The organism is Pseudonocardia xinjiangensis, from assembly GCF_012911925.1.
In the GTDB taxonomy this organism is placed as follows: Bacteria; Actinomycetota; Actinomycetes; order Mycobacteriales; family Pseudonocardiaceae; genus Pseudonocardia; species Pseudonocardia xinjiangensis.
On record NZ_JAAXKY010000062.1, the window covers coordinates 14,933 to 39,900 of the forward strand.

Annotated in this window: 21 protein-coding genes; 13 read left to right on the top strand and 8 right to left on the bottom strand. The window is 74.0% G+C overall.

Features of this window, described 5'->3' with window-relative positions:
* Positions 1–27 precede the first annotated feature (27 nt).
* From HF577_RS19240 to HF577_RS19260, 5 genes are all read left to right on the top strand, one after another.
* Complete coding sequence (locus tag HF577_RS19240) at positions 28–1,323, top strand: acetyl-CoA C-acetyltransferase (RefSeq protein ID WP_169397284.1); 1,296 nt, start codon at positions 28–30, stop codon at positions 1,321–1,323.
* A 1-nt stretch (position 1,324) separates the two neighbouring features.
* Positions 1,325–2,668: a 3-oxoacyl-ACP reductase gene (locus HF577_RS19245; RefSeq protein WP_169397285.1), complete on the top strand. Its 1,344-nt coding sequence runs from the start codon at positions 1,325–1,327 to the stop codon at positions 2,666–2,668.
* Positions 2,668–3,495 carry a MaoC family dehydratase gene (locus HF577_RS19250; protein WP_169397286.1) on the top strand — a complete coding sequence of 276 codons (828 nt, stop codon included), beginning with the start codon at positions 2,668–2,670 and terminating at the stop codon, positions 3,493–3,495. The genes HF577_RS19245 and HF577_RS19250 overlap by 1 nt, the downstream gene beginning before the upstream one ends.
* Positions 3,496–3,627: 132 nt before the next feature.
* The gene (locus tag HF577_RS19255) at positions 3,628–5,175 is read left to right on the top strand and encodes an adenylate/guanylate cyclase domain-containing protein (protein ID WP_169397287.1); all 1,548 of its coding nucleotides are present in this window, start codon (positions 3,628–3,630) and stop codon (positions 5,173–5,175) included.
* Positions 5,176–5,225: 50 nt separating this feature from the next.
* The gene (locus HF577_RS19260; protein WP_169397288.1) at positions 5,226–6,131 is read left to right on the top strand and encodes a DMT family transporter; all 906 of its coding nucleotides are present in this window, start codon (positions 5,226–5,228) and stop codon (positions 6,129–6,131) included.
* A gap of 12 nt (positions 6,132–6,143) precedes the next feature.
* On the opposite strand, the gene HF577_RS19265 is transcribed toward HF577_RS19260, so the two are convergent.
* From HF577_RS19265 to HF577_RS19275, 3 genes are read right to left on the bottom strand one after another with little or no spacing between them, the layout of a single operon-like run.
* A complete protein-coding gene (locus tag HF577_RS19265) occupies positions 6,144–7,037 on the bottom strand; it encodes a 5-oxoprolinase subunit C family protein (RefSeq protein ID WP_169397289.1) in 894 nt (297 codons plus the stop codon).
* A complete protein-coding gene (locus HF577_RS19270; RefSeq protein ID WP_169397290.1) occupies positions 7,034–7,639 on the bottom strand; it encodes a 5-oxoprolinase subunit B family protein in 606 nt (201 codons plus the stop codon). Before HF577_RS19270 ends, HF577_RS19265 begins: the two co-directional genes overlap by 4 nt.
* On the bottom strand, positions 7,636–8,406 hold the full coding sequence (locus HF577_RS19275; protein WP_169397291.1) for a LamB/YcsF family protein: 771 nt from the start codon (positions 8,404–8,406) through the stop codon (positions 7,636–7,638). The genes HF577_RS19270 and HF577_RS19275 overlap by 4 nt, the downstream gene beginning before the upstream one ends.
* A 125-nt stretch (positions 8,407–8,531) precedes the next feature.
* Here HF577_RS19275 and HF577_RS19280 point away from each other — a divergent pair, with 125 nt between their 5' ends.
* On the top strand, positions 8,532–9,377 hold the full coding sequence (locus tag HF577_RS19280) for an SDR family NAD(P)-dependent oxidoreductase (RefSeq protein ID WP_169397292.1): 846 nt from the start codon (positions 8,532–8,534) through the stop codon (positions 9,375–9,377).
* Between the two features lie 19 nt (positions 9,378–9,396).
* On the opposite strand, the gene ppc is transcribed toward HF577_RS19280, so the two are convergent.
* Together ppc and HF577_RS19290 are read right to left on the bottom strand one after the other, a co-directional pair.
* Positions 9,397–12,246: a phosphoenolpyruvate carboxylase gene (ppc, locus tag HF577_RS19285; RefSeq protein ID WP_312859236.1), complete on the bottom strand. Its 2,850-nt coding sequence runs from the start codon at positions 12,244–12,246 to the stop codon at positions 9,397–9,399.
* A gap of 115 nt (positions 12,247–12,361) precedes the next feature.
* Positions 12,362–12,973, bottom strand: a complete 612-nt coding sequence (locus tag HF577_RS19290; protein ID WP_169397293.1) for an SACE_7040 family transcriptional regulator — start codon at positions 12,971–12,973, stop codon at positions 12,362–12,364.
* A gap of 89 nt (positions 12,974–13,062) precedes the next feature.
* On the opposite strand from HF577_RS19290, the gene HF577_RS38485 reads away from it, so the two are divergent.
* Positions 13,063–14,760, top strand: coding sequence for a sensor histidine kinase (locus tag HF577_RS38485; protein ID WP_211174502.1), 1,698 nt, complete (start codon positions 13,063–13,065; stop codon positions 14,758–14,760).
* Here HF577_RS38485 and HF577_RS19300 read toward each other — a convergent pair.
* Entirely contained in the window at positions 14,736–15,410 is a 675-nt protein-coding gene (locus tag HF577_RS19300; protein WP_169397304.1) for a response regulator transcription factor, read from the bottom strand. The genes HF577_RS38485 and HF577_RS19300 overlap by 25 nt on opposite strands.
* Positions 15,411–15,540: 130 nt before the next feature.
* Between HF577_RS19300 and HF577_RS19305 the strand changes: the two genes are divergently transcribed.
* From HF577_RS19305 to HF577_RS19325, 5 genes are all read left to right on the top strand, one after another.
* A complete protein-coding gene (locus HF577_RS19305) occupies positions 15,541–17,142 on the top strand; it encodes a carboxyl transferase domain-containing protein (protein ID WP_169397294.1) in 1,602 nt (533 codons plus the stop codon).
* A 27-nt stretch (positions 17,143–17,169) separates the two neighbouring features.
* Positions 17,170–19,161 carry an acetyl/propionyl/methylcrotonyl-CoA carboxylase subunit alpha gene (locus tag HF577_RS19310; RefSeq protein ID WP_169397295.1) on the top strand — a complete coding sequence of 664 codons (1,992 nt, stop codon included), beginning with the start codon at positions 17,170–17,172 and terminating at the stop codon, positions 19,159–19,161.
* 1 nt (position 19,162) lies between these two features.
* Positions 19,163–20,314 carry an acyl-CoA dehydrogenase family protein gene (locus tag HF577_RS19315; protein ID WP_169397296.1) on the top strand — a complete coding sequence of 384 codons (1,152 nt, stop codon included), beginning with the start codon at positions 19,163–19,165 and terminating at the stop codon, positions 20,312–20,314.
* Between the two features lie 77 nt (positions 20,315–20,391).
* Positions 20,392–21,807, top strand: a complete 1,416-nt coding sequence (locus HF577_RS19320) for a fused MFS/spermidine synthase (protein ID WP_211174504.1) — start codon at positions 20,392–20,394, stop codon at positions 21,805–21,807.
* Positions 21,808–21,846: 39 nt separating this feature from the next.
* Positions 21,847–22,236: a hypothetical protein gene (locus HF577_RS19325; protein WP_169397298.1), complete on the top strand. Its 390-nt coding sequence runs from the start codon at positions 21,847–21,849 to the stop codon at positions 22,234–22,236.
* Positions 22,237–22,268: 32 nt separating this feature from the next.
* On the opposite strand, the gene surE is transcribed toward HF577_RS19325, so the two are convergent.
* The gene (surE, locus tag HF577_RS19330; RefSeq protein WP_169397299.1) at positions 22,269–23,069 is read right to left on the bottom strand and encodes a 5'/3'-nucleotidase SurE; all 801 of its coding nucleotides are present in this window, start codon (positions 23,067–23,069) and stop codon (positions 22,269–22,271) included.
* Positions 23,070–23,175: 106 nt separating this feature from the next.
* On the opposite strand from surE, the gene HF577_RS19335 reads away from it, so the two are divergent.
* Positions 23,176–24,075 (top strand): aldose 1-epimerase family protein, encoded by a 900-nt coding sequence (locus HF577_RS19335; RefSeq protein WP_169397305.1) that lies wholly within the window; start codon positions 23,176–23,178, stop codon positions 24,073–24,075.
* Between the two features lie 90 nt (positions 24,076–24,165).
* Here HF577_RS19335 and HF577_RS19340 read toward each other — a convergent pair.
* Positions 24,166–24,968 (bottom strand): transglutaminase family protein (locus tag HF577_RS19340; protein ID WP_211174505.1); only part of this gene is annotated, 803 nt, incomplete at its 5' end.

A 24,968-nucleotide genomic window follows, 5' to 3' on the forward strand; every position in this document is an offset into this window, starting at 1 on the left:
TGAAGCCCAGACCCCCGGGAGGAACCTGTGCCGGAGACCCGGAAGGCCGCCGTGATCGGTGGCAACCGCATCCCCTTCGCCCGCGCGAACGGCGCGTACGCCCGCGCGTCCAACCTCGACATGCTCACGGCCACGCTCGACGGGCTCGCCGCCCGCTTCGGGCTGGCGGGCGAGCGGATCGGTGAGGTGGCGGGCGGCGCGGTCCTCAAGCACAGCCGCGACCGCGACCTCACCCGCGAGGCCGTGCTCGGCAGCACGCTCTCGCCCTCCACCCCCGCCTACGACGTGCAGCAGGCCTGCGGCACCGGCCTGGAGACCGCGGTACTCGTCGCCAACAAGATCGCACTCGGGCAGATCGAGAGCGGTGTCGCCGCCGGTGTCGACACGGCCAGCGACGCGCCGGTCGCCCTGAACGACGACCTGCGCCGGGTGCTGATGGAGCTGAACGGGGCGCGCTCGCTGGGCGCCCGGCTCAAGGCACTGCGCGGGCTGCGGCCCGGCCAGATCGTCCCGGAGGTCCCCCGCAACGCCGAGCCGCGCACGGGGCTGTCGATGGGCGAGCACGCCGCGCTCACCGCGCTCGAGTGGCACGTCGGACGCGAGGAGCAGGACGAGCTGACCGTCGCGAGCCACCGCAACCTGGCCGCCGCCTACGACCGCGGCTTCTTCGACGACCTGGTCACGCCCTACCTCGGGCTGAGCCGCGACCAGAACCTGCGGCCCGACACCTCCGTGGAGAAGCTCGCCAAGCTCAAGCCCGTGTTCGGCAAGGGCGAGGGCGCCACCATGACGGCAGGCAACTCCACACCGCTCACCGACGGCGCCGCGGCCGTCCTCCTCGGGTCGGACGAGTGGGCGGCGCAGCACCGGTTGCCGGTGCTCGCGCACCTGGTCGACGCGGAGACGGCGGCGGTCGACTTCGTGCTCGGGTCCGACGGGCTGCTCACCGCACCGCTGTACGCCGTGCCGCGGCTGCTCGAGCGCAACGGCCTCACCTTGGGTGACTTCGACTTCTACGAGATCCACGAGGCGTTCGCGTCCACGGTGCTCGCCACCCTCAAGGCGTGGGAGGACCCGGCGTTCGCGAAGGAGCGGCTCGGGCTCGACGCCCCGCTCGGCGCGATCGACCGCGCGAAGCTGAACGTGGCGGGGTCCTCGCTGGCCACCGGTCACCCCTTCGCCGCCACGGGCGGGCGCATCGTCGCGACGCTGGCGAAGCTGCTGCACGAGAAGGGCAGCGTTGGCGGCCGGAAGAGCCGGGGCCTGATCAGCATCTGCGCAGCGGGCGGCCAGGGCGTCGTCGCGATCCTCGAGGGGAACTGACATGTCCAACGACACGCTGCGCGATCTCTCGCAGAACCAGCTGGTCCGGCGGCTCGGCGTGCCGCGCATCCCGGTGCTGCGCCGCTACGCGCCTGGTCAGCCCCTGCTCGACGGACCCGCGCTGGTCGGGGCCGTCGGCGCGGGCCGGTACGCGGAGCAGATCCGTGCGCTGCTGAAGGACGCCGACATCGCCGACGCGGCCGGGGACGGCACGGTGGCCGCGGCCGTCCTCGACGCCACCGGCGTCCGGACGCTCGACGACCTCGCCGCCGTGCGGGAGTTCCTGACTCCGGCGGTCCGGCGGCTCGCCCCGTCGGGGCGGTTGCTGCTGCTGGGCCCCGAGCCCGACGCGGGCGACGTGGAGGCCGCCGCCGCGGCCCAGGCTCTCGACGGGCTGGTGCGGTCGGCGGCCAAGGAGGTGCGCGCGGGCGCCACCGCCAACCTGCTCGTCGTGCACCCCGACGCGCCGCCGGCGGCCACCGACTCCGCGGTGCGCTTCTTCCTCTCGGCCCGCTCGGCGTACGTCGACGGGCAGGTCGTGCGGGTCGGCGTGCCCGTCGGGCCGGCCCAGGACCCGATCGGCATGGACGCGCCCGACGAGGTCGTGCGGCCGCTGGCCGGGCGGGTCGCGGTGGTCACCGGCGCGGCCAGGGGCATCGGTGCAGCCATCGCCGACACCCTCGCCCGCGACGGCGCCACGGTCGTCGCGGTCGACGTCCCGGCGGCGGGCGAGTCGCTCTCGCGCGTGGCCAACCGCGTCGGCGGTACCGCGCTGCAACTCGACATCACCACGCCCGACGCCGCCGACCGGCTGCTCGCCCACGTGCGGGAACGGCACGGCCGGCTCGACGTGGTGGTGCACAACGCGGGCATCACCCGCGACAAGCTGCTCGCCAACATGGACGCCGACCGCTGGGACGCCGTGCTGGCCGTCAACCTGCGCGCGCAGCTCGCGATCAACGAGGCGCTGCTCGCCGATGACCTGCTCAGCGACACCGGACGCATCGTGTGCATCGCCTCCACCAGCGGGATCGCCGGCAACCGCGGTCAGACGAACTACGCCGCGAGCAAGGCGGGCGTGATCGGGATGGTGCGGGCACTCGCACCCCGGTTCGCCGAGCGGGGTGTCACGGTCAACGCGGTGGCTCCGGGCTTCATCGAGACCGAGATGACCGGGAAGATGCCGCTGGGCACCCGGGAGGCCGGGCGCCGGATCAACAGCCTCCGCCAGGGCGGGCTGCCGGTGGACGTCGCCGAGACGGTCGGCTGGCTCGCCGAGGCCGAGACCGGTGGGGTCACCGGACAGGTCGTGCGGGTGTGCGGGCAGAGCATCCTGGGGGCCTGATGGGACTGGCTCCGCAGTACCTCAAGGCCGCGGTCGGGTCGTTCGGGCCGCGCGCGTCGGTGCTCCCGGACCGCGAGCGGTCGCGGGAGGGCGTGTCCGTGGACCGCTCGCACCTCGCGGCGTACGCGCGGGTCTGCGGCTTCGCGGTGGACGACGTGCTCCCGCCGACGTATCCGCACGTACTGGCGTTCCCGCTGCAGGTCGAGCTGATGGCGGACCGGGCGTTCCCGCTGCCGCTGCCGGGGCTGGTGCACATCCGCAACACGATCACCGTCCACCGGGGGATCGACGCCGCCGAACCCCTCGACGTCCGGGTGCACGCCGAGCGTTTCGTCGCACATCCGAAGGGCGCGCAGGTCGATCTCGTCGCGCGGGTCGACGCGGGCGGTGAGCCCGTGTGGCTCGGGCGCAGCACCTATCTCGCCAGGGGAGCAACCGCGCCCGCTGCCGACGGTGATCCGGCGCCGGCGCCGCCGCCGGGAGTGTCCGGCGGTGCTCTTGCCGCGGTCTGGCGGGTGGACGGCGGCACCGGCCGTCGCTACGCCGGAGTCAGCGGCGACGTCAACCCGATCCACCTGCACCCGCTGACCGCACGGGCGTTCGGTTTCCCGCGGGCGATCGCCCACGGGATGTGGACGGCCGGACGTGCGTTGGCCGCGCTGCAGGGACGTCTGCCGGCCGCCCTCACCTATGACGTCGCGTTCGGGAAGCCGCTGCTGCTGCCCAGCACGGTCGAGCTGCACGCCGCCCCGGCCGGGGACGGCTGGAACCTCGACGTGCGCCGGCGCGTGGGGGCCGTCCACCTCACCGCGACGGTCCGCCCCTGACCCGCCGGGCTGGGTAGGGCGACTCGCGCGCCGGAACCGGGCGACTCGCGGGTCCGGATCGGGCGACTCGCGGGCAGGACGGCGGCACGTGACCATGTCGCGATCGTGAGCGCCGCCCTACGCTGCCCGATCATGGCGCGGTCCGTGCTCGACCTGCCGACGCGGATCGCGCTCGCCGTGGTGGTGGTGGTCGCCAACGTGGCGGGCGCCGGTGTGGTGCTCGTGCTCGCGGCGTGGGTGCTGCCCGAAGGACCGCTCGCGGATCCGGCCACCGTGCGGATGCTCAACATCGTGACGTTCGGCGGCTACCTGCTGCTGGCGGTGCCGGTCGGGCTGGTGTGGGGAGCCCGGCGGTTCCGGCTGCGCACTCCCGCCTCCGGTGGCGAGCGCCCGGAGAAGCGCACGGAGCAGCGCATGGTGCTCCACGGCCCGCTGCGGCTGGTCACCGTGCAGGCCGTGCTCTGGGTCGTGGGCGCCGCACTGTTCGCCGGCCTGAACGCCCGCTGGTCGCTGCGGCTCGCGGTGTCGGTCGGGGAGACGATCGTGCTGGGCGGCATCACCACCTGCGCGCTGTCCTACCTGCTCAGCGAGCGGATCCTGCGGCGCACGGCCGCGCGCGTGCTGGCCGCGCAGCCACCGCGGCGGCGGGCGCTGCCCGGGGTGGTGGTCAGGGCGCTGCTGTTCTGGGCGCTCGGCACGGCCGTGCCGGTGGTCGGGCTGCTGCTCTCGGCGCTGTCCGTGCTGGTCTACCGCGACGTGTCCGCCGACCGGTTCGCGGTGATCGTGCTGGCCGTCGGGGCCACGGCGCTGGTCGCGGGCCTGCTGGTGACCGTGGGGGCGGCCAGGGCGGTGGCCGACCCCGTCAACGCCGTGCGCCGGGCGATGCGGCGGGTGGAGGGCGGCGACCTCGACGCGAGCGTCACGGTCTACGACGGCACCGAGCTCGGGCAGCTGCAGTCCGGCTTCAACACGATGATCAGCGGCCTGCGGGAGCGGGAGCGCATCCGGGACCTCTTCGGCCGGCACGTCGGTCGTGACGTCGCCCGGGTGGCGGCGGCCACCGACGAGGTGCGGCTCGGCGGCGAGGTACGCCGGGTGGCGGTGCTCTTCGTCGATCTCGTCGGCTCGACGGCCCTGGCGGTGCAGCGGCCGCCCACCGAGGTGGTCGGGCTGCTCAACCGCCTGTTCGCCGTGGTCGTCGAGGTCGTGGAGGACCACGGCGGCTGGGTCAACAAGTTCGAGGGCGACGCGGCGCTGGCCGTGTTCGGCGCGCCGGTCGACGCGGCGGACCCGGCGGGTTCCGCACTGGCCGCCGGCCGGGTGCTCGCAGCGCGGCTGGCCGCCGAGCTGCCGGAGGCCACCGCGGGGATCGGCGTCTCCGCCGGGGACGCCGTGGCCGGGAACGTGGGCGACGTGCGGCGCTACGAGTACACCGTGATCGGCGACCCGGTGAACGAGGCCGCGCGGCTGACCGAGCTGGCCAAGACGGTGCCCGGCCGGGTGCTCGCCACGGGCGCCGCCGTCGGGCTGGCTGACGAGGCGGAGGCGGCCCGCTGGACGCTCGGCGACACGACGGTGCTGCGGGGCCGTGGCGCGCCGACCCGCCTCGCAACCCCGTGCGAGTCCCGGCAGACGGAGCCGGGTGCGCGCCGCGCGAGCCGTCAGGATCTCGGCGCGTAATGGCCGGAATCCGCGTGGATCAGGGAGAGGCCCGGAGCTAGCGTCGGCCCGTGACCAAGCAGGCGACCCCGGCAGCTCCCGTCGTTCCCACCTCCCGCTACCGGTGGAGCGCGGTGGCCGCCGTCGTGGTCACGGTCTGCGCGTGGGCGTCGGCGTTCGTCGCCATCCGTGCGGTCGGCGAGTCCTACGACCCCGGTCCGCTGGCGCTGGGCCGGTTGCTCGTCGGGTCGCTCGCGCTGGGTGCGGGAATGCTGGTCACCAGGCGCTGGGTCACCCCCACCGCACGGGAGTGGGCGCTGATCGCCCTGTGCGGGATCGCCTGGTTCGGCGTCTACAACGTCGCGCTCAACGCGGCCGAGCAACGCGTCGACGCCGGTACCGCCGCCATGGTGGTGAACGTCGGGCCGATCCTGATCGCGCTGTTCGCCGGGCTGCTCCTCGGTGAGGGCTTCCCACGGTGGCTGGTGGTGGGGGCGCTGGTCGCGTTCGGCGGGGCCGTGCTCGTCGGCGCGTCCACGGCGCACCTGGACCGGTCCGACATCCTCGGTGTGCTGCTCTGTCTCGTCGCGGCGGTCACCTACGCGGTGGGAGTGCTCGCTCAGAAGTTCGTGCTGCGGCGGCTGCCCGGGCTCCAGGTCACCTGGCTGGCGTGCACGATCGGCGCCGTCGCGTGCCTGCCGTTCACGCCCGCGCTGCTCGCCGACGCCGCCGCGGCCCCGGCGGGCGCCACGGCCGGGCTGCTCTACCTCGCCGTCGTGCCCACCGCGCTGGCCTTCAGCACCTGGGCCTACGCCCTGGCCCGGATGGATGCTGGGCGGCTGGGCGTGAGCACCTATCTGGTGCCACCGATCACGATCGTGATGTCCGGGCTGCTGCTCGGTGAGGTGCCGGCGCTGCTGGCGCTCGTCGGGGGCGTGATCTGCCTGGCCGGCGTCGCACTGTCCCGGCGCCGGTAGCCGTCCGGTGCGTCAGCTCTCGTCCTGCCACGGAGGCGGCACGATGACGAAGCGCACGGTCTGGCCGGGACGCACCTGGGCCGCCCGGTCGACGTCGGCGTCGAGCACGACGGCGCCCACCGGGTAGCCGCCGGTCACCGGGTGGTCGGCGAGGAACAGCACCGGCTCCCCGCCGGGCGGCACCTGGATCGCCCCGCGCACCATGCCCTCCGTCGGCAGCTCGCCGGAGCCGACGCGCTCCAGCTGCGCACCCTCCAGCCGCATCCCGACGCGGTCGCTGCGGCTCGACGCCGTCCAGACGGTGCGGGCGAGCGCGGCGGGGTCGGCGAGCCGGTCCGCCCGGGGGCCCATGATCGCCCGCAGCGTGACGGCGCCGCCGGGCGGCACCGCCACCGGCGCCACGTCCACCAGCGGGAGCTCGGCCGGTTCCGGGCCGACGGGGAGCACCTGGCCCGGTTCGAGCTTCGGCGGCCCCAGCCCGGCGAGCACGTCGGTGCTGCGCGAGCCGAGCACCGGCTCGACGGCGATGCCGCCGCGCACGGCGAGGTAGGTACGCAGGCCGGTGGGTGGAGTCCCCAGCCGCAGCACCTGCCCTGGCCGCACCGTCACCAGCGCGTGATGGCCGACCGGAGCGCCGTCGACGTCGGCCGGCGCCGGGGCACCGCTGAGTGCCACGGTGAGCGGCAGCCGGTTGTCGGGCGAGGCGCGAACGGCCAGGCCACCGAACACGGCCTCGATCCCGGCCGCGTCCTCGGGGTTGGCCACCAGCCGGTTGGCCAGGCGGAGCGCGCTGCGGTCGGCGGCTCCCGAGCGTCCGACGCCGGACGCGCCGTGCCCCGGCCGTCCGAGGTCCTCGACGAGCGCCAGCGCTCCGGTCGCCACCACCTCCAACGCGCGGGTGCTCACCGGGCCTCCACGAACTGGACGATGCCACCCGGTTCCAGCAGGGCACCGTTGTCGACGTCCCACAGCACCGCGTCGGTGTGGCCGATCAGCTGCCAGCCGCCCGGTGACGCGCGCGGGTAGATGCCGCTGTACTCACCGGCCAGCCCGACCGCCCCGGCCGGTACGGACGTCCGCGGTTCGGACCGGCGCTCGACGTCCAGGCGCGGGTCGCCCCCCGCGAGGTAGGCGAAGCCGGGGGCGAACCCGCCGAACGCGACCCGCCACGGCGTGCCCGTGTGGGCCTTGACCACCTCGGCCGCGTCGAGCCCGGTGAGACGGCTCACCTCGTCGAGGTCGGGCCCGTCGTAGGTCACGGTGATCTCGATCGTCTTCCCGTCCGGCGGTGGTGCTCCCGGCTCCACGGGCAGTGCCAGCACGTCCCGGCGCACCGCGCCGATGTCGGTGCGCGGGGCGAGGGTGAGCAGCACCGTCCGCGCCGCCGGGACGATGTCGAGCACGCCCGCCGGTGGAGCCGCGCGCACGGCGTCGGCGAGCGCGAGTACCTCGGGCAGCCCGTCCACCTCGATGAGCAGGCCCGAGTCGCCGAACGGGAGAACCTTCACCCGGCCCGCTCCCCGGCGAACGGCGCCAGCGCGACGCCGGCGCGGTCGAGGCCCGCCCGCACGGCCGTGGCCATCGCGACCGCTCCCGGTGAGTCGCCGTGCACGCACGCGGACTCCGCGCTCACGCGCACGTCGGTGCCGTCCACGGCCGTCACGACGCCGTCGTCGATCATCCGCAGCAGCCGGGCCGTGACCTCCTCCGGGTCGTGCAGCAGCGCTCCCGGCTGGGAGCGGGGCACGAGGGTGGCCTCGGGCGTGTACCCGCGGTCGACGAAGAACTCGCGCACCGTCCGCAGGCCGGCGGCCTCGGCGGCGCGCAGCAGCGCCGATCCGGGCAGGCCGAGCACGGGTAGCGCGGGGTCGTACGCGCGTACCGCGGCCACGATCGCCGCAGCCTGCGCCTCGTGGTGCACCGCGGTGTTGTAGAGCGCTCCGTGCGGCTTGACGTAGCGCACGGAGGTGCCGTTCACCCGGCACATGCCGTCGAGCGCGCCGATCTGGTAGATGATGTCGTCGGCGAGCTGCCCGGGCTCCACGTCGATGAACCGGCGGCCGAATCCCGCCAGGTCGCGGTAGCTGACCTGCGCGCCCACCACCACGCCGGAGCCGGCGGCCTTGGCGCAGGTCCGGCGCAGGGTCGACGGGTCGCCGGCGTGAAAGCCGCAGGCGACGTTGGCCGAGGTGACCAGATCGAGCATCGCGTCGTCGTCGCCGAGCACCCACCGGCCGAACGACTCGCCGAGATCGGAGTTGAGGTCCACTCTCACAGCTTGTCCAATCCGCGGGGCCCGCTCTTCGCCGACCAGGAGATTTGAGCGTAAGGATCGTTGAACAATCCGGCAAGACAGGAGACGGGGTTCACTCCGCTGCCCACGCGGGCAGGATCGACGTCATGGTTGACGACTTTCCCGCCGCCCTCGTCACCGGCGGCGGCAGCGGTATCGGCCGGGCTACCGCGCAGCGGCTGGTCCGGGACGGATGGCGGGTCGTGCTCGCCGATCTCAACACCGCCAACGGCGCCGCCGCGGCCGCCGAGCTCGGTGCGGCCGTGCGGTTCGTCCGTGCCGACGTCGCGCAGGAACCCGACGTCGAGGCGGCGGTGGCCACGTGCGTCGAGGAGTTCGGGCGGATCGACTGTGTGGTGAACAACGCAGGCGTCGGAGGTGCCTTCGGGCGGCTCACCGACATCGAGGTCAGCGACTGGGACTACACGTTCGCGGTGCTCGTACGGGGGGTGTTCCTCGGGATCAAGCACGGTGCAGCCGCCATGCAGGTGGCGGGCCGGGGTGGGTCCATCGTCAACGTCGCCTCGATCGCCGGGTTCTCGGCGGGAGCAGGGCCGCAGGCCTACTCGGCGGCGAAGGCGGCGGTGATCAACCTCGGCCGGGTGGCCGCAGCCGAGCTCGGGCCGGACCGGATCCGGGTCAACACCGTCTGCCCGGGGCTCGTGGCGACGCCGCTGGTGGCCGGCGGCGCGGCCACCGCCGCCGCCGTGATGGCGCAGGCGCAGCCGTGGCCGGATCTCGGGCGTCCCGAGGACATCGCGGACGTCATCGCGTTCCTCGCCGGCCCCGCAGCACCGTTTCTGACGGGCGAGGACATCACGGTGGACGGAGGCCTGCGGGCGTCCGGACCCCGGGTGCAGGCGGCGTACGGCGGCGACGCGGCCGCCCGCGGGTTCGTGGGCGTGAACCGCGGCAGCACGGGCGAGGAGCCGACCGTGCGCCGCCGCCCGTGAGGAGACCCGGGCCGCCACGTCAGCCGGTGTTGCGCAGGCCCGCCGCGATGCCGTTGATCGTCAGGAGTAGTGCGCGGTGCAGGTCCGGATCCGGGTCCTCGGTCTGACGGCGCTGGCCCAGCAGCTCGACCTGGAGGTGGTGCAACGGCTCCAGGTAGGCCGCGCGCACCGCGAGGGTGTTGCGCAGCACCGGGTGGCGGGCCAGCAGGATCGTGCTCCCGGTGAGCTTCAGCACCTCGCGCAGGGTGCGCTCGTGCTCGGCGACGATGTCGTCGAAGATCGGGTGCAGGTCGGGCTCCACCAGTTCGGAGACGTAGAACCCGGCTATGCGCAGGTCGGTCTTCGTCAGCGTCATCTCGACGTTGCCGAGCAGGTTGGTGAAGAACGCCCAGTCCCGCATCTCGTCGAGCACCTCGCCGTAGCCCGCCTCGCGGGCCGCGCGCAGCCCCGAGCCGAGCCCGTACCAGCCGGGCACCACCATCCGGGTCTGCGTCCAGCCGAACACCCACGGGATGGCGCGCAGGTCGTCGAGGGTGGGGGCACCGCGGCCGGGCCGCCGGGACGGGCGGGAGCCGACGTTGAGCCGCCCGAGCTCGTCCACCGGCGTGGCCGAGGCGAAGAACTCGGGCAGGCCCGGACGGCCGACGAGCCCGCGGTAGGCGTCGCGGGCGGCGTTGCTGACGACGTCCATGGCCTCGTCCCAGCGGTCCAGCTTGCTGTCGCCCCAGCGGGCCGACTGGTGCAGCAGCGTGGCCTCCAGCACGGCGGACAGCATGATCTCGAGGTTGTCGTGGGCCAGCGCGGGCAGCGAGTACTTGTCGGAGATGACCTCGCCCTGCTCGGTGACCTTCATCGTGGCGTCGACCGACCCGAACGGCGCCGACGCGACCGCCTCCGCGGACGGGCCGCCGCCGCGTCCGACCGACCCGCCGCGGCCGTGGAACAGCCGCAGCCGGATCCCGTGCTTGGCGGCGATGTCGCGGAGCTGGCGCTGCGCCCGCTGGATCTCCCACTGCGACGTGGTGATGCCGGCGCCCTTGTTGGAGTCGGAGTACCCGAGCATCACCTCCTGGAGGTCGCCGCGGTTGTGTACGTGCTGCCGGTAGCCCGGAACGGAGAGCAGGCCGTCCAGCAGCGCCCCGGCCTGGGAGAGCTCCTCGACGGTCTCGAACAGCGGCACCAGGTCGATCGACGAGCGCGGGTCGCGGTGCAGCTCCACCATGAACGCCTCGCGGGCGAGGACGGCCACGGCCAGCACGTCGTCGACGCCCTGGCACATGGAGACGATGTAGGTGCGGGCCACCTCCTGCCCGTACTCGTGCTGCACGTCGTGGAGCATGTCGAAGGTCGCCAGGACGTCCACGGCCTCCGCGGGCAGCCCGTAGTGCCTGCGCACCAGCGGGCGCCCGCCCTCCAGCTCGCGCGCGAGCAGGTGCGTGCGCTCCTCGCGGGACAGCTCCGCGTACGGCTTCGGCAGCTCGCCGAGCGCGTCGTAGACCGCGCCGAGTGCCTGGTGGTGGCGCTCGCTGTGCTCGCGGACGTCGAGCTCCGCGAGGTGCAGGCCGAGCGCCCGCGCGGTGCGCAGCGCCCGAGCCAGGGTGCCGTCGGCGATCCGGCTGCCGAGGTGGGCGCGCAGGGAACGGTCGATCACGGCCAGGTCCGCGATGTACCCGTGCGGGCCCAGGTAGTCGACGCCCGCCCGGTGCTCGCCGTGGAGCTTGATGCGCTCGCGCGTGTTGGCCAGCCGCGCCTGGATGTAGGAGAGCTTGAGCCGGTAGGGCTCGTGGGCGTTGAGCCGGATGAACCGGTCGTGGATCCCGGGAAGGACCCGGCGGTCGCGGGCCAGCGAGCCGCGCAGCTCCTCCGAGACCCCGATCACGCGGGTGGAGACGCTCAGCTCGCCGACCAGCTCCTCGACCAGGCCGTCGTGGATGCGGATGGCGCGCTCGGAGTACAGCTCGAGGACCTCGCGGGTGACAGCCGGGGTGACGTTGGGGTTGCCGTCGCGGTCGCCGCCGACCCAGCAGCCCAGCACGAGCGGGCGCGCGCCATCGGGCACGGTGAACCCGGCTGCGCGCACCTCGCGCTCGAACTCGCCGAGCAGCTCGGGTACCGCGGTGCGGCCGAGCTGTTCCATGTACCAGCCGATGGCCCGGGCCTCGTCGGCGACGGTGGGCTTGTCGGGGCGCAGCTCGTCGGTCTGCCACAGCAGGTCGACCAGCGCGCCGAGCGACTCGTCGGACGCGCCGCGGTCCAGCCCGTCGGCCACCCGGCGCAGGATCGCGAGCACCGACTGGCGTGAGGACTCCGTGGGGTGTGCCGTGAACACCGGCCGGAGCTCGGTGCGGGCCAGCACGGACTGCACCTCGGCGCGGTCGGGCCCGCCGTCGTCGGCCGACTCGGCGAGCTGCTCCATGAGCCGGCGCAGCGGGCCACGGCCGCCGGGGTCGGAGGCGGCGAGCTCCCGGGCCCGGTGGCGCTGTTCGGCGATGTTGGCGAGCTGGAAGTACTGCGAGAACGCCCTGGTCAGCGACACCGCGGTGCCCGCGTCGAGGCCGGAGAGCAGCCGCGTGATCTCCGCGTCGCCGTCGCCGCCGGCCTCGATCGCCGACCGGGAGAGCCTGCGGACCTGCTCGACCAGCTCCAGCAGCTCGGGACCGCCGTGGTGCGCGAGGGTCTGGCCGAGCATCGTCGAGAGTCGCCGGATGTCGGCGCGCAGCGCTTCGTGGCCGGACTCGGAGGTGACGCCGGCGTGGGCGGCGACGTCCCGCGGAGCGCCGGCACCGCGGGTCGCGGGCGGGACGGGTGTCAACACACCCGGGGTGCCCGGTGCGGAGGCGTGGAACATCGGCGTCGCACGGTCGCTCACTGGCGCCTCCGGTTCGGCGGTGGGGGCCGCTCGCGCCGGTGGGAACGACAGGACCGACGGCATCGTCCCCTGTCGAGGGTGCCGCGCGCCAGCCCCCCGTGCCGCCGCACCGGCGTCAGCCGGGCAGGTCCATGAGTGCCGCGAGCGCCATCCGGGACAGCAGCGCCGCCGCGGCGTGCGGCCGCCCCTCGCTGCGGCCCGCCCCGAGGGGGCCCGGCGCGATGTGTGGAGTGGAGTTGAGCAGGCCGAACGCGCCGTGCGCTGCGATCCGGGCCGACTCGGCGGTCAGGCCGGGGTGGACCCGCTGCAGAGTGTCGACCCAGATCTCGACGTAGGTGCGCTGCAGCCTGCGCACCCGCCTGCGTGCCTCCGCCGGCAGGTTCGCCAGGTCGCGGTCCTGCACCACGATCAGCTCCGGCTCGCGCAGGGCGAAGTCGGCCTGGAACTCGACGAGCGCCGCCAGCACCTCCCGCGGGTCGTCCGACGCGCACGCCCGGGCCTGCCCGCCGGCGAGCAGGTGCTCGCTGATGCCGACGAGCATCTCGGCGAGCAGCGCCTCCTTGCCGGGGAAGTGCCGGTACAGCGCCGGTCCGCTCACCCCGACCGCGGCACCGAGATCGGCGATGCTCACGCCGTGGAAGCCGTGCTTGGCGAACAGCTGCGCCGCGACAGTGAGGATCTGCTCCCGCCTGCTGCCGCCTGTGCCCGCCGCCGGGGACGCCGCCATCAGGGCAGCGTAGCGCCCCGGTTAACGCCTGTTAACTGGCTCCGCGGCGCCCTCAGCGACCTCACAGCGCCGATCGTTACGCTCGCGGAGTGGCCGGTCTACGCAGGGCGATCCGCGCGCGTCTCGGCGTGCGCGCCGCGTCGGCCCTCGCGGCCGCGGTGGTGGTGACCCTAGCGCTGATCGTCGCGGGAGCCGCACTGGTCCTCCTCGTCGGCCAGTCGCTGCGTGCCACGGTGCAGGCCACCGCCGAGACCCGGATGCAACAGCTCATCGACCGGGTCGAGGGCAACTACGAGGGCTCGTCCAACGAGAACGCCCGGGAGGCGATCAGGGTCCTCGCCAACACCCCGGACGACCTGGTCCAGGTGCTGGTCCGGTACGAGTCGGACGACGACGAGGACGACGTCACCGTGATCGAGGGGGGCAGCGACGCCGCCGGGCGCTCGCAGCCGCTGTCGTCGCTGTGGCCTCAGGACGGGCAGAGAGTGGTGCTGCCGAAGACCGAGGTGACGCGCGCCGACGGCAGCCGCGTCCCGGCCGTGCTGGTGGCCGCGGGCACCGTGTCGGCGGGCAACCACGTCGCGATCTACGTGGCGCTGCCGTTGACGAGCGTCCAGACCGCCACCGACACCGTGCTGTTCTACCTGCTCTTCGGCGTGCCGATCCTCATCCTGGTCACCGGGATCACCACGTACTACTTCGCGGGCCGCGCGCTGCGCCCGGTGGAGGCGATCCGCGCCCGGGTGGCCGCGATGAGCGAGAAGGACCTGGCCCAGCGCGTCCCCGTGCCCGGTGCGCGCGACGAGGTCGGCCGCCTCGCCGAGACGATGAACGCGATGATCGGCAGGCTGCAGGACGCCCAGGGCGTCCAGCGCCGGTTCGTCGCCGACGCCAGCCACGAGCTGCGCAGCCCGCTCGCCACGATCGCCACCGGCCTCGAGCTCATGCAGCGGGGTCCCACCGACCCCGGCACCGTCACGGCGCTGCGCGGCGAGACCGAGCGGCTCAACCGGCTGGTCGACGCGCTGTTGCTGCTCGCGCGGGCCGACGAGCGCGGCCTGCAGCCGCGCCGCGAGGAGGTGGACCTCGACGAGGTCGCCGAGAGCGAGCGCGGCCGTCCGTCCGACAGCCGGGTGGTGGCCGAGGTGCACGCCGAGCCCGTGCGGGTGATCGGTGACCGCGGGCAGCTCGCCAGGGTGGTGCGCAACCTCGTCGACAACGCGCGCCGGCACGCGCGTTCGCGGGTGATCGTCACGGTCACGCGGGAGGAGAGCACCGCCGTGATCGAGGTCTCGGACGACGGACCGGGCGTGCCGGCCGAGGATCGGGGCAGGGTGTTCGAGCGGTTCGTCCGGCTCGACTCCGCCCGGGCCCGGGCCGACGGCGGCTCGGGGCTGGGCCTGGCGATCGTCGCCGAGGTCGTGGCTGCGCACGGGGGCAGCGTGACCGTGGACGACGCGCCGGGCGGCGGGGCGCGCTTCCGCGTCCGGCTGCCGGCCACTCTGCCTCAGGAGCCCCTCGCCGAGGGAACGCCTGCGGCCCCGTGGCGGCCGGTGGCCCCCGCTCCGTCCACTGCGTACGCCCAGCGGCCCGTGCGTGACGAGGACGCGAAGCGTGATCCGGAGACCAGGCCGTGGGGCATCCCGGCGGTGCCCGGCGGCGAGGAGACGAGCCCGTGGGGCACCCCGGGGGTCCCCCTCACCGATCCGAACGGCCTGCCGGTGCCCCGCCAGTGGCGGGGCGGTTCAGGAGTGGCGGACGATCAGCGCGGCTCGATCATCCGGTAGCCGACCCCGCGCACCGTCTCGATGGTGCTGGTGCCGAACGGGGCGTCGATCTTGCGGCGCAGGTAGCCGACGTACACCTCGACGACGTTGACCTCGCCCTCGTAGTGGGCGTCCCAGACCGCGCGCAGGATGTCGGTCTTCGTGACCACCTCGCCAGCGTGGCGCATCAGGTGCTCCAGCACGCCGAACTCCCGCGGGGTCAGCGTGATCTCCGTGTCGCCGCGGTGCACGCGGTGCCTGGCCGGGTCGAGACGCAGCGATCCGACCGTCAGGACGGTGGGCCTCGCCTCCCCCGAGCGCCGCAGCAGCGCCCGCAGCCTGGCGAGGAGCACGACGAACGAGAACGGTTTGACCAGGTAGTCGTCGGCGCCGAGGTCGAACGCGTCGGCCTCGTCGTACTCGCCGTCCTTGGCGGTGAGCATGAGCACCGGGGTCCAGATCTGGGCGGCCCGCATCCGTTCGAGCACGCGGTAGCCGGACAGGCCCGGCAGCATGATGTCGAGCACCACGACGTCGTGCTGGCGTGTGCTCGCGGCGGCGAGACCGGCGAGGCCGTCGTGCACGACGTGCACGGAGTGGCCCTCGTGCGCCAGCCCGCGGCGCACCATCTCGGCCAGCGGCACCTCGTCCTCCACCAGCAGCACCCGCACGATCAGACCGTAGCGGGGGCCGATCACGAGGCTCGGCGCCCCCACGCTTGCGATGCCCATCGATTTCTGGGCACTGGCACCACCGGGTTAATGAGCGTTAACATCGGCCCAGTCCACGGAGGGGGTCCGCATGCCCGTCGCCACGTCCGGTCCGCCGCTTCGCAGCGCGGTCGACCCGTCCGGGCCGGACGCCGCGCGCCACGCCGCGTCGCACCGCGACCTGGTCGCCGGCCTGCGCCGGAAGCTCGCCGCGGCCCGGCTCGGTGGCCCCGAGCGCGCCCGGCAACGGCACGTCGAGCGCGGCAAGATGCTGCCGCGCGAGCGCGTCGACTCGCTGGTGGACCCGTCCAGCCCCTTCCTCGAGCTCTCACCGCTGGCGGCCGACGGCATGTACGGCGACGAGGCCCCGGGAGCCGGGATGATCACCGGCGTCGGGCGGGTGGCCGGGCGCGAGTGCGTGATCGTGGCGAACGACGCCACCGTCAAGGGCGGCACCTACTACCCGATGACGGTGAAGAAGCACCTGCGCGCCCAGGAGGTGGCGCTGCACAACCGGCTGCCGTGCATCTACCTCGTCGACTCCGGGGGCGCGTACCTGCCCGCGCAGGACGACGTCTTCCCCGACCGTGAGCACTTCGGCCGGATCTTCTACAACCAGGCCACGATGTCCGGGCTCGGCATCCCGCAGATCGCCGCGGTGCTCGGCTCCTGCACGGCGGGCGGCGCGTACGTCCCGGCGATGAGCGACGAGGCCGTGATCGTCCGCAACCAGGGCACGATCTTCCTGGGCGGCCCCCCGCTCGTGAAGGCCGCGACCGGCGAGGTGGTCACGGCCGAGGAGCTGGGCGGCGGGGACCTGCACTCGCGGATCTCCGGGGTCACCGACCACCTCGCGAACGACGACGCGCACGCACTGCGGATCGTCCGCTCGATCGTCGGCACGCTCGGACCGCGCGCGCCGCGGCCGTGGGACGTGCTCCCCACGGAGGAGCCCGCCGTCGACCCGGCGTCGCTCTACGACGTGGTGCCCACCGACTCCCGGACCCCGTACGACGTGCGCGAGGTGATCGCCCGGATCGTCGACGGTTCGCGGTTCCACGAGTTCAAGGCCGAGTACGGCACCACCCTTGTCACGGGTTTCGCGCGGCTGCACGGGCACCCCGTCGGCGTCGTGGCGAACAACGGCATCCTGTTCTCCGAGTCGGCGCTCAAGGGTGCCCATTTCATCGAGCTGTGCGACCAGCGCGGGATCCCGCTGGTGTTCCTGCAGAACATCTCGGGCTTCATGGTCGGCCGCGAGTACGAGGCCGGCGGAATCGCGAAGAACGGCGCGAAGATGGTGACGGCCGTGGCCTCGACCCGGGTGCCGAAGCTGACCGTGATCATCGGCGGCTCGTTCGGGGCCGGCAACTACTCCATGTGCGGGCGGGCCTATTCACCGCGCTTCCTGTTCATGTGGCCCAATGCCCGCATCTCCGTCATGGGCGGCGAGCAGGCCGCCACGGTCCTCTCCGCCGTGCGCGGCAACGGGAACGGGGAGTCCGACGAGGACTTCAAGAACCGCATCCGCGCCCAGTACGAGCACCAGGGCCACCCGTACTACTCCACGGCGAGAATCTGGGACGACGGCGTGATCGACCCCCTCGACACGAGAACCGTCCTGGGTCTTTCGCTGAGCGCTGCAGCCAACGCTCTTCTCGAGACGCCGCATTTCGGCGTCTTCCGGATGTGACCGCCCCGACCAGCAGGAAGGCTTCGCGTGTTTGACACCGTGCTCGTCGCGAACCGGGGCGAGATCGCCGTGCGCGTGCTGCTCACCCTGCGGCGCATGGGGGTGCGGTCCGTCGCCGTGTACTCCGATGCCGACGCCGGCTCCCCGCACGTCGCCCTCGCCGACGTCGCGGTCCGGATCGGGCCGGCGGCGGCCGCGCAGAGCTACCTGTCCATCCCCGCCGTGATCGAGGCGGCGCGGGCCACCGGCGCGCAGGCGATCCACCCCGGCTACGGGTTCCTCAGCGAGAACACGGCCTTCGCCGCGGCCTGCGAGGAGGCCGGGATCACGTTCGTCGGGCCGCCTGCTGCCGCGATCGAGGCGATGGGCGACAAGATCCGCGCCAAGCAGACCGTCGCCAAGGCGGGGGTGCCCGTCGTCCCGGGTTCGGACGGCGCGGGTCTGTCCGACGACGACCTGGCCGCCGCCGCCCGGCAGATCGGGTACCCGGTGCTGCTCAAGCCCAGCGCCGGCGGCGGTGGCAAGGGCATGCGCGAGGTGCACCGCCCCGAGCAGCTCGCCGACGCCGTCGCGTCCGCCCGGCGCGAGGCCCGCGGCTCGTTCGGCGACGACACGCTGCTCGTGGAGCGGCTCGTCGGCACGCCGCGGCACATCGAGATCCAGATCGTGGCCGACGCGCACGGCGCCGTCGTGCACCTGGGCGAGCGCGAGTGCAGCCTGCAGCGGCGCCACCAGAAGATCGTCGAGGAGGCGCCGTCGGCGCTGCTCACCGAGGAGCAGCGCGCCGCGATGGGTGCCGCGGCGGTCGAGGCCGCGCGTGCGGTGGGCTACTCCGGCGCGGGCACCGTCGAGTTCATCGTGGAGGGCGACCGGGCAGGCGACGGGGCCTTCTACTTCATGGAGATGAACACCCGGCTCCAGGTGGAGCACCCGGTCACCGAGATGGTCACCGGGCTCGACCTCGTCGAGCTCCAGCTGCGCGTGGCCGCAGGCGAGCCGCTGCCCATCGCCCAGGACGACGTCCGCCTCACCGGGCACGCCGTCGAGGCGCGGGTCTACGCCGAGGACCCGGCCGCGGGCTTCCTGCCGACCGGCGGCCGGATACTGGCGCTGCACGAACCGGCCGGTCCGGGGGTCCGGGTCGACTCGGGGATGGCCGAGGGTGCCGTCGTCGGGTCGGACTACGACCCGATGCTCGCGAAGGTCGTCGCCCACGGCGCCGACCGTGCCGAGGCCCTCCGCCGGCTCGACACCGCACTGCGCGACACGGTGGTGCTCGGCCTCGACACCAACATCGGCTTCCTGCGCGCCCTCCTCGCCGACGACGACGTCCGGGCGGCGCGGCTGGACACCGGCCTCGTCGGGCGCCGGGGAGCGGCCTGGACCGCATCCGAGCTGCCTGCCGACGTGCTCGCGGCCGCCGCGGCCCACGCCATGCTGGAACTGGAGCCCACCGGGCCGGTGGTCGACCCGTTCGACGTGCCCGGTGGCTGGCGCATCGGCGACCCGGCGTCGACCACGTGGCAGATGCTCGTCACCGGCCACGAGCCCGTGGTCGTCAGGGTGAGCGGGCGCGCGTCGTCCGCCGAGTGCGTGGTCGGCGACGGCGCTGCGGTGTCGCTGCGCGCGCAGCGCCGCGCGGGCTTGCTCGAGGTGACCCTGGACGGTGTCACCCGCCGTTACCACTGGGCCGGCGGCGAGACGTTGTGGCTCGGGCGCGACGGCCACGCCTGGGGCATCCGCGAGCAGGCCCCGCTGGACGCGGCGGCCTCCGCGGAGGAGGGGGCAGGCGGGCCGGTGCTCTCGCCGATGCCCGGCACGGTCACCGTCGTCGAGGTCGCCGAGGGGCAGCAGGTCGCCGCCGGTGACCGCCTCGTCGTCGTCGAGGCGATGAAGATGGAGCACGTGCTCACCGCACCCGTCGACGGGGTGGTCCGTGAGCTCCGGGCCCGTGCGGGCGCCACCGTCGCGCGCGACGCCGTGCTCCTGGTCGTCGAACCCACCACGGAAGAGGGATGACATGGACCTCACGCTGAGCCCCGAGCACGAGGCGCTGCGGGCTACCGTCGAGGACTTCGCCCGCAAGGAGGTGGCTCCGGTCATCGGGGAGCTCTACGAGCGTGGCGAGTTCCCGTACGAGATCGTGGCGAAGATGGGGGCGATGGGCCTGTTCGGCCTGCCCTTCGACGAGTCCTACGGCGGCATGGGCGGCGACTACTTCGCCCTGTGTCTCGCGCTGGAGGAGCTCGCGCGCGTCGACTCGTCGGTGGCGATCACCCTGGAGGCGGGGGTGTCGCTGGGCTCGATGCCGATCTACCGGTTCGGCACCGACGAGCAGAAGCGCGAGTGGCTCCCCGCGCTCACCGCAGGGGAGCGACTGGGCGCGTTCGGGCTCACCGAACCCGGTGGCGGTTCGGACGCCGGTGCCACCCGCACCACGGCGCGGCTCGACGGCGACGAGTGGGTGATCAACGGCTCGAAGGCGTTCATCACCAACTCCGGCACCGACATCACCTCGGTCGTCACGGTCACGGCGCTCACCGGTGATGCGGACGCCACCGGGCGCCGGGAGATCTCGGCGATCATGGTGCCGGCCGGGACGCCGGGGTTCCGGGTGTCGAAGAAGTACTCGAAGGTCGGCTGGTCGGCCTCCGACACCCGCGAGCTCTTCTTCGACGACTGCCGGGTGCCTGCCGCCAACCTCCTCGGCGAGCGGGGGCGCGGCTACGCGCAGTTCCTGTCGATCCTCGACGAGGGCCGGGTGGCCATCGCCGCCCTGTCGGTCGGGCTCGCGCAGGGCTGCGTGGACGAGTCGGTGCGCTACGCCCACGATCGCGTGGCCTTCGGCAACCCGATCGGCAGCTACCAGAGCATCCAGTTCAAGATCGCCGACATGGAGGCGCGGGCGCACACCGCCCGGCTGGCGTACTACGCCGCGGCGGCGAAGATGCTCGCGGGCGAGCCGTTCAAGAAGGAGGCGGCGATCGCGAAGCTGGTGGCGTCGAACGCGGCGATGGACAACGCCCGCGACGCCACCCAGGTCTTCGGCGGCTACGGGTTCATGAACGAGTATCCGGTGGGGCGCTTCTACCGGGATGCGAAGATTCTGGAGATCGGCGAGGGCACCTCCGAAGTTCAACGCATGTTGATCGCCCGGCAGCTGGGTTTGTAGCACCCCGCTGGCGCCGCGGCGGGGGGCCACCGGAGGATGGTGGGGTGAACGCCCTGTTCGCCCGGATAGTCGTGATTGTGAGCGGTGCCGCAATCCTGGTGGTGGAGACGCTCTCCACCCGGCTCGTGGCGCCCTACGTCGGTCTGACCCTCGAGTCGACGACGGCGGTGATCGGGGTCGCGCTGGCCGGGATCGCCGCGGGCGCCTCGCTCGGGGGGCGCTGGTCCGACGTGCTGCCACCACGCTGGGTGGCCGCGGGCGCGCTCGCCGTCGGCGGCCTCGGGGTGCTGGTGGTGCGCCCGCTGATCCGGCTGCTCGGTCCGGCGCTCGGGCCCGGCCCCTACGCCGCGGTGGTGCTGGTCGCGGTGTCCACGTTGGTGTCGGTCACCGCGCTGGCGATGGTCACTCCCGCCGTCACGCGGGCCAGCCTGTCGAGTCTGGACGGCTCCGGTGCGGTGATCGGGCGGCTGTCCGCCGCCGGCACGCTCGGGTCGCTCGCCGGGGTCTTCCTCACCGGGTTCCTGCTGGTGTCGCTGTTGCCGGTCACCGCGATCCTGCTGGTCACGGCGGCCTCCTGCCTGCTACTGGCGGCGGTCACGGCCACGGTCCGCGCGCCGGCCACCGTCGTCGGGGTCGCGGTCGCCGCGGCGGTGGCAGGCGCCGTGCTCGTGGCCGTGCCGGGGCGCTGCGACGTCGACACCGTGTACTACTGCGCCCGCATCGAGACCGACGCCGGGCGGCCCGGCACCCGGATCCTCGTGCTCGACGACCTGCGCCACTCGGCGGTCGACCTCTCCGACCCGACACGTCTGGAGTTCGCCTACACGCAGCGGTTCGCCGACGCGATCGACACGGTCTTCCCCGCAGGTCGTCCGGTGGACGCCGTGCACATCGGCGGGGGCGGCTTCACGATGCCGCGCTGGCTGGCCGCGACCCGGCCGGGCAGTACCTCGACCGTGCTGGAGGTGGACGCCGGCGTGGTCGACCTGGCGCGCCGCGAGCTCGGCGCGGCCGACATCCCGGGCACCACCGTGCAGATCGGGGACGCCAGAACCGCGCTCGCCGGCCTGCAGACCGCCTCCGCGGACCTGGTGGTGGGCGACGCGTTCGGCGCGCGGTCCGTGCCGTGGCACCTCGCCACGACCGAGTTCGTCGCCGACGTGAACCGGGTGCTGCGGATCGACGGCGTCTTCGTGCTCAACGTGATCGACCGCCAGCCGTGGCGGCTGCTGGCGGCGGAGGTGGCCACCGTGGCGACCAGGTTCCCGAACGTCGTACTGCTGGTCCGCCCGGACCAGCTCGGGCCGGGCGGCGGGGGCAACGCGGTCATCGTGGCGTCCGACCTGCCGCTCGACCTCGCCGGGCTGGCCGCCAGAGCGGCCGTGCGGGGCGAACCGGGCTCGGTGCTCGGCGACGACCGCACCCGTGAGTTCGCCGGTGCCGCCGCCGTGCTCACCGACGACTGGGCACCGGTCGACCAGCTGAGGGGCTGAGCGCGGTACGGTCCGGCTCGACCGAGGAGAGGCGGCGTTGTGGCCAGCTGGGACGATCTGATGTCCTTCGTCCGCGTGCGCTACGAGATCATGCGGCAGGTGGAGGACGAACTGTGGTTCAACCTCCCCACGTCCGGCGAGCGCACCCAGCTCGTCGCGGTGCGGCTGGTCACGGGGGAGGACGGGCACCCGTGGGCCCAGATCACGTCACCGGTCGGGCGCGTGGGCGACATCGACCTCGCCGCGATGCTCACCCTCGCGGGTGAGTCGCTCGCGGGCGGCGCCGTCGTCAACGACGGGCTGGTGCTGTTCCGCCACTCGATCCCGCTCGGCGACACCGCGCTCGACGGGTTCGACCGCTCGTTCCGGCTGGTGGTCGAGGCGGCCGACCGGCTCGAGCACGAGCTCACCGGCGCCGACGAGCACTGAAGCGCGTCGGCGACGTTCCGCGGGACGCGGCCCTAGCCCGCGCGCCTGCTCGGTGCCGCCCGGTCCAGCACACCGGGCCGCTCCGACACCGACTGCAGCTCGGTGAGCGTCGGATGCCCGGCGGTGAGCAGCCCGAGGTCGGTGCCGGGCTCCGGGGCCGACGCCATCTCCTCGACCGCGCTGTGGAGTGCCTCCCCGTGCTCCCCGGTGCGCAGGTCCACGCGCACCTGCACGGCTCCGAACGCCGACAGCCGGGCCTCGCGCAGCTCGCCGATCTCGGCAGCGGGCAGGTTGGGCACGTTGAGCGACAGTGCGGTGCCGTCGGGGGCGGCGAGCAACACGTCCAGCACCTCGGGCAGGACCGCCAGCACCGTCTCCCAACGGGGGCGTTCCGTGTCCTGCTCCGGGACGTCGAGCGACACGGCCAGCCCGCGCCAGCCGTGCAGCGACCCGGCCAGCACCGCCCCGACCGTGCCGGAGTGCAGCACCGCGTGGCCGAGGTTCGCCCCGCGGTTGATCCCGGACAACACCACGTCCGGCTCGGGGTCGAGCCAGCCGCGCCCGGCGGAGTGCACGATGAACGCCGGGTGCCCCTCCACGGCGTAGGCGGGAATCCCGGGCAGGCCGTCGAGCTCCCGGCGGTGCAGGCGGGTGCGGTTGCCCTCTCGGACCGACAGGACCGATGCTCCGACGCCGCTGGCGTCCACGTGGGGAGCGGCGACCACCACGTCGAAGCCGGCGTCACGCGCTCCGGCGGCGAGGGCCCACAGCCCTGGTGAGTCGATTCCGTCGTCGTTGGTGATCAATGCGCGGAGACGTCGGGAAGAAGCCACCCATCCACCGTATGCGAGGTAGGTGGCCGTCGGGCGACGCGCCGATGACCCTCACCGGTCCCGTGCGCCGCGCACGTAGGCTCCCGAAGTGGTCACGCGCATCCCCATGCCCCCGACGGGCGAGCAGTTCGAGATCGCCGCAGGCGACGTCAGCGCCGTCGTCACGGAGGTCGGCGCCGGTCTCCGGTCCTTCGAGGCCGGCGGCCTCCCGTACATCGAGACGTTCGACGAGACCGCGCGTCCCCCACGGGGTTCGGGCACCGTCCTCGTCCCGTGGCCGAACCGCACCGCGCGGGGCCGCTGGACGTGGAACGGCCAGCCGCAGCAGCTCGTGCTGAGCGAGCCCGCCGCCGGAAACGCCATCCACGGGCTGCTCCGCCACAGCCTCTACCTGCCCGGTGAGCGCACCGCGGAGTCGATCACGCTGCACGCGGTGGTCCCCCCGCAGCCGGGCTGGCCGGTACCGCTCGACACCAGCGTGCGGTTCGCCGTCGGGGACGAGGGGCTCACCGTCACCCACAGCGTGCGCAACGTGGGCACCGATGCAGTGCCGTTCGGGGTGGGGGCGCACCCGTACCTGAGGGCAGGGGACGAGGCCACGGACGACTGCGTGCTCACCCTGGCCGCCGCATCCACGCTGCCGCTGTCCGGCGGTCTGCCCACCGGCCCGGCCACCCCGGCCGACGGCGACCTCGACTTCCGTGGCGGGCGCCCGCTGCGCGGCGTGACCCTCGACCACGCCTGGGGCGACTGCGCCCCGGCCGACGGTGACTCCGTCATCCGGCACCGGCTGACCGGGCGGGGAGCCGGTGTCGAGCTGTGGGCCGACCCCGACTTCGGCTGGGTGCAGGTCTTCACCCCCGACGACCACCCCGGGCGCGGACGGGCCGTCGCCGTCGAGCCCATGACCTGCCCCCCGGACGCGCTCAACACCGGCACCGGGCTCCTCGTCGTCGAGCCGGGGGAGACGTGGACCGGCAGCTGGGGCCTCCGACCGCTGGGCTGATCCCGCGAGAACGGGCGACTCGTGCACCGGGAACGGGCGACTCGCGGGCCGGGAACGGGCGACTCGCGGGCAGGGGTGCGGGCTGCCGGGTCAGTTGAGGTGGGCGCGCAGGGTCCGGGCCGCGGTCCGCAGGATCTCGGCCCGCTCCGGCGGCGCGCCGGGGACCTGCTCCTCCAGCAGGCGGGCCCCGTCGATCCAGCGGGCCTGGTCGCCGAGCGTGCCGGCCAGCTCGAGCAGGTCGGGGAGTCCGGCGCCGGGCAGCGCGAGGCGCATCCGCACGACCCACTCGAGGTCGGCCGCACGCTGGCGGGCCCGGTAGATCAACCGCAGGTTCTCGAGCATCCGCAGCAGGATGGACCGCGTCGGGGCCGCGGCCAGCAGGTGCGGGCCGAAGGGCACGTCGGGGCCGGCGCCGGTGGCGGTCCGGAACAGCGCCTCGCACGCGGCGGCGTCGAGCACGGCGCCCCCGTGGAAGACGTCGATGAGCGTCTGCGTCCCGACCGGCCGGACCAGGAAGTGCCCGGGCATCCCGACCCCCTCCAGCGCGATCCCGGCCCGCCTGCCCACCTCGATCGTCACGACGGCCAGGGTGATCGGGATGCCGAGCCTGCGCCTCAGCACGTGCGGGAGCAGGGAGTTGCGCGGGTCGTGGTAGTCGTCGACGTTGCCCCGGAAGTCCTCCTCCGCGAACAGCCGCTGCAGCAGCCCCTCGAGTGACGTGACGCCCGAGGCGAGCCGGTCCAGCTCGGCCAGCCACGGTTCCGGGCCGAGGGTGGCGTCGGCGCCCGCGGCGAGGGCGAGCGCGGCGCGGTCCAACGGCGGGTCGGGCCGTCCGACCAGCTCGGCGAAGTGCGCCACGGCGTCCATCCGGTCATCGTGGCCCCCGCCCACCC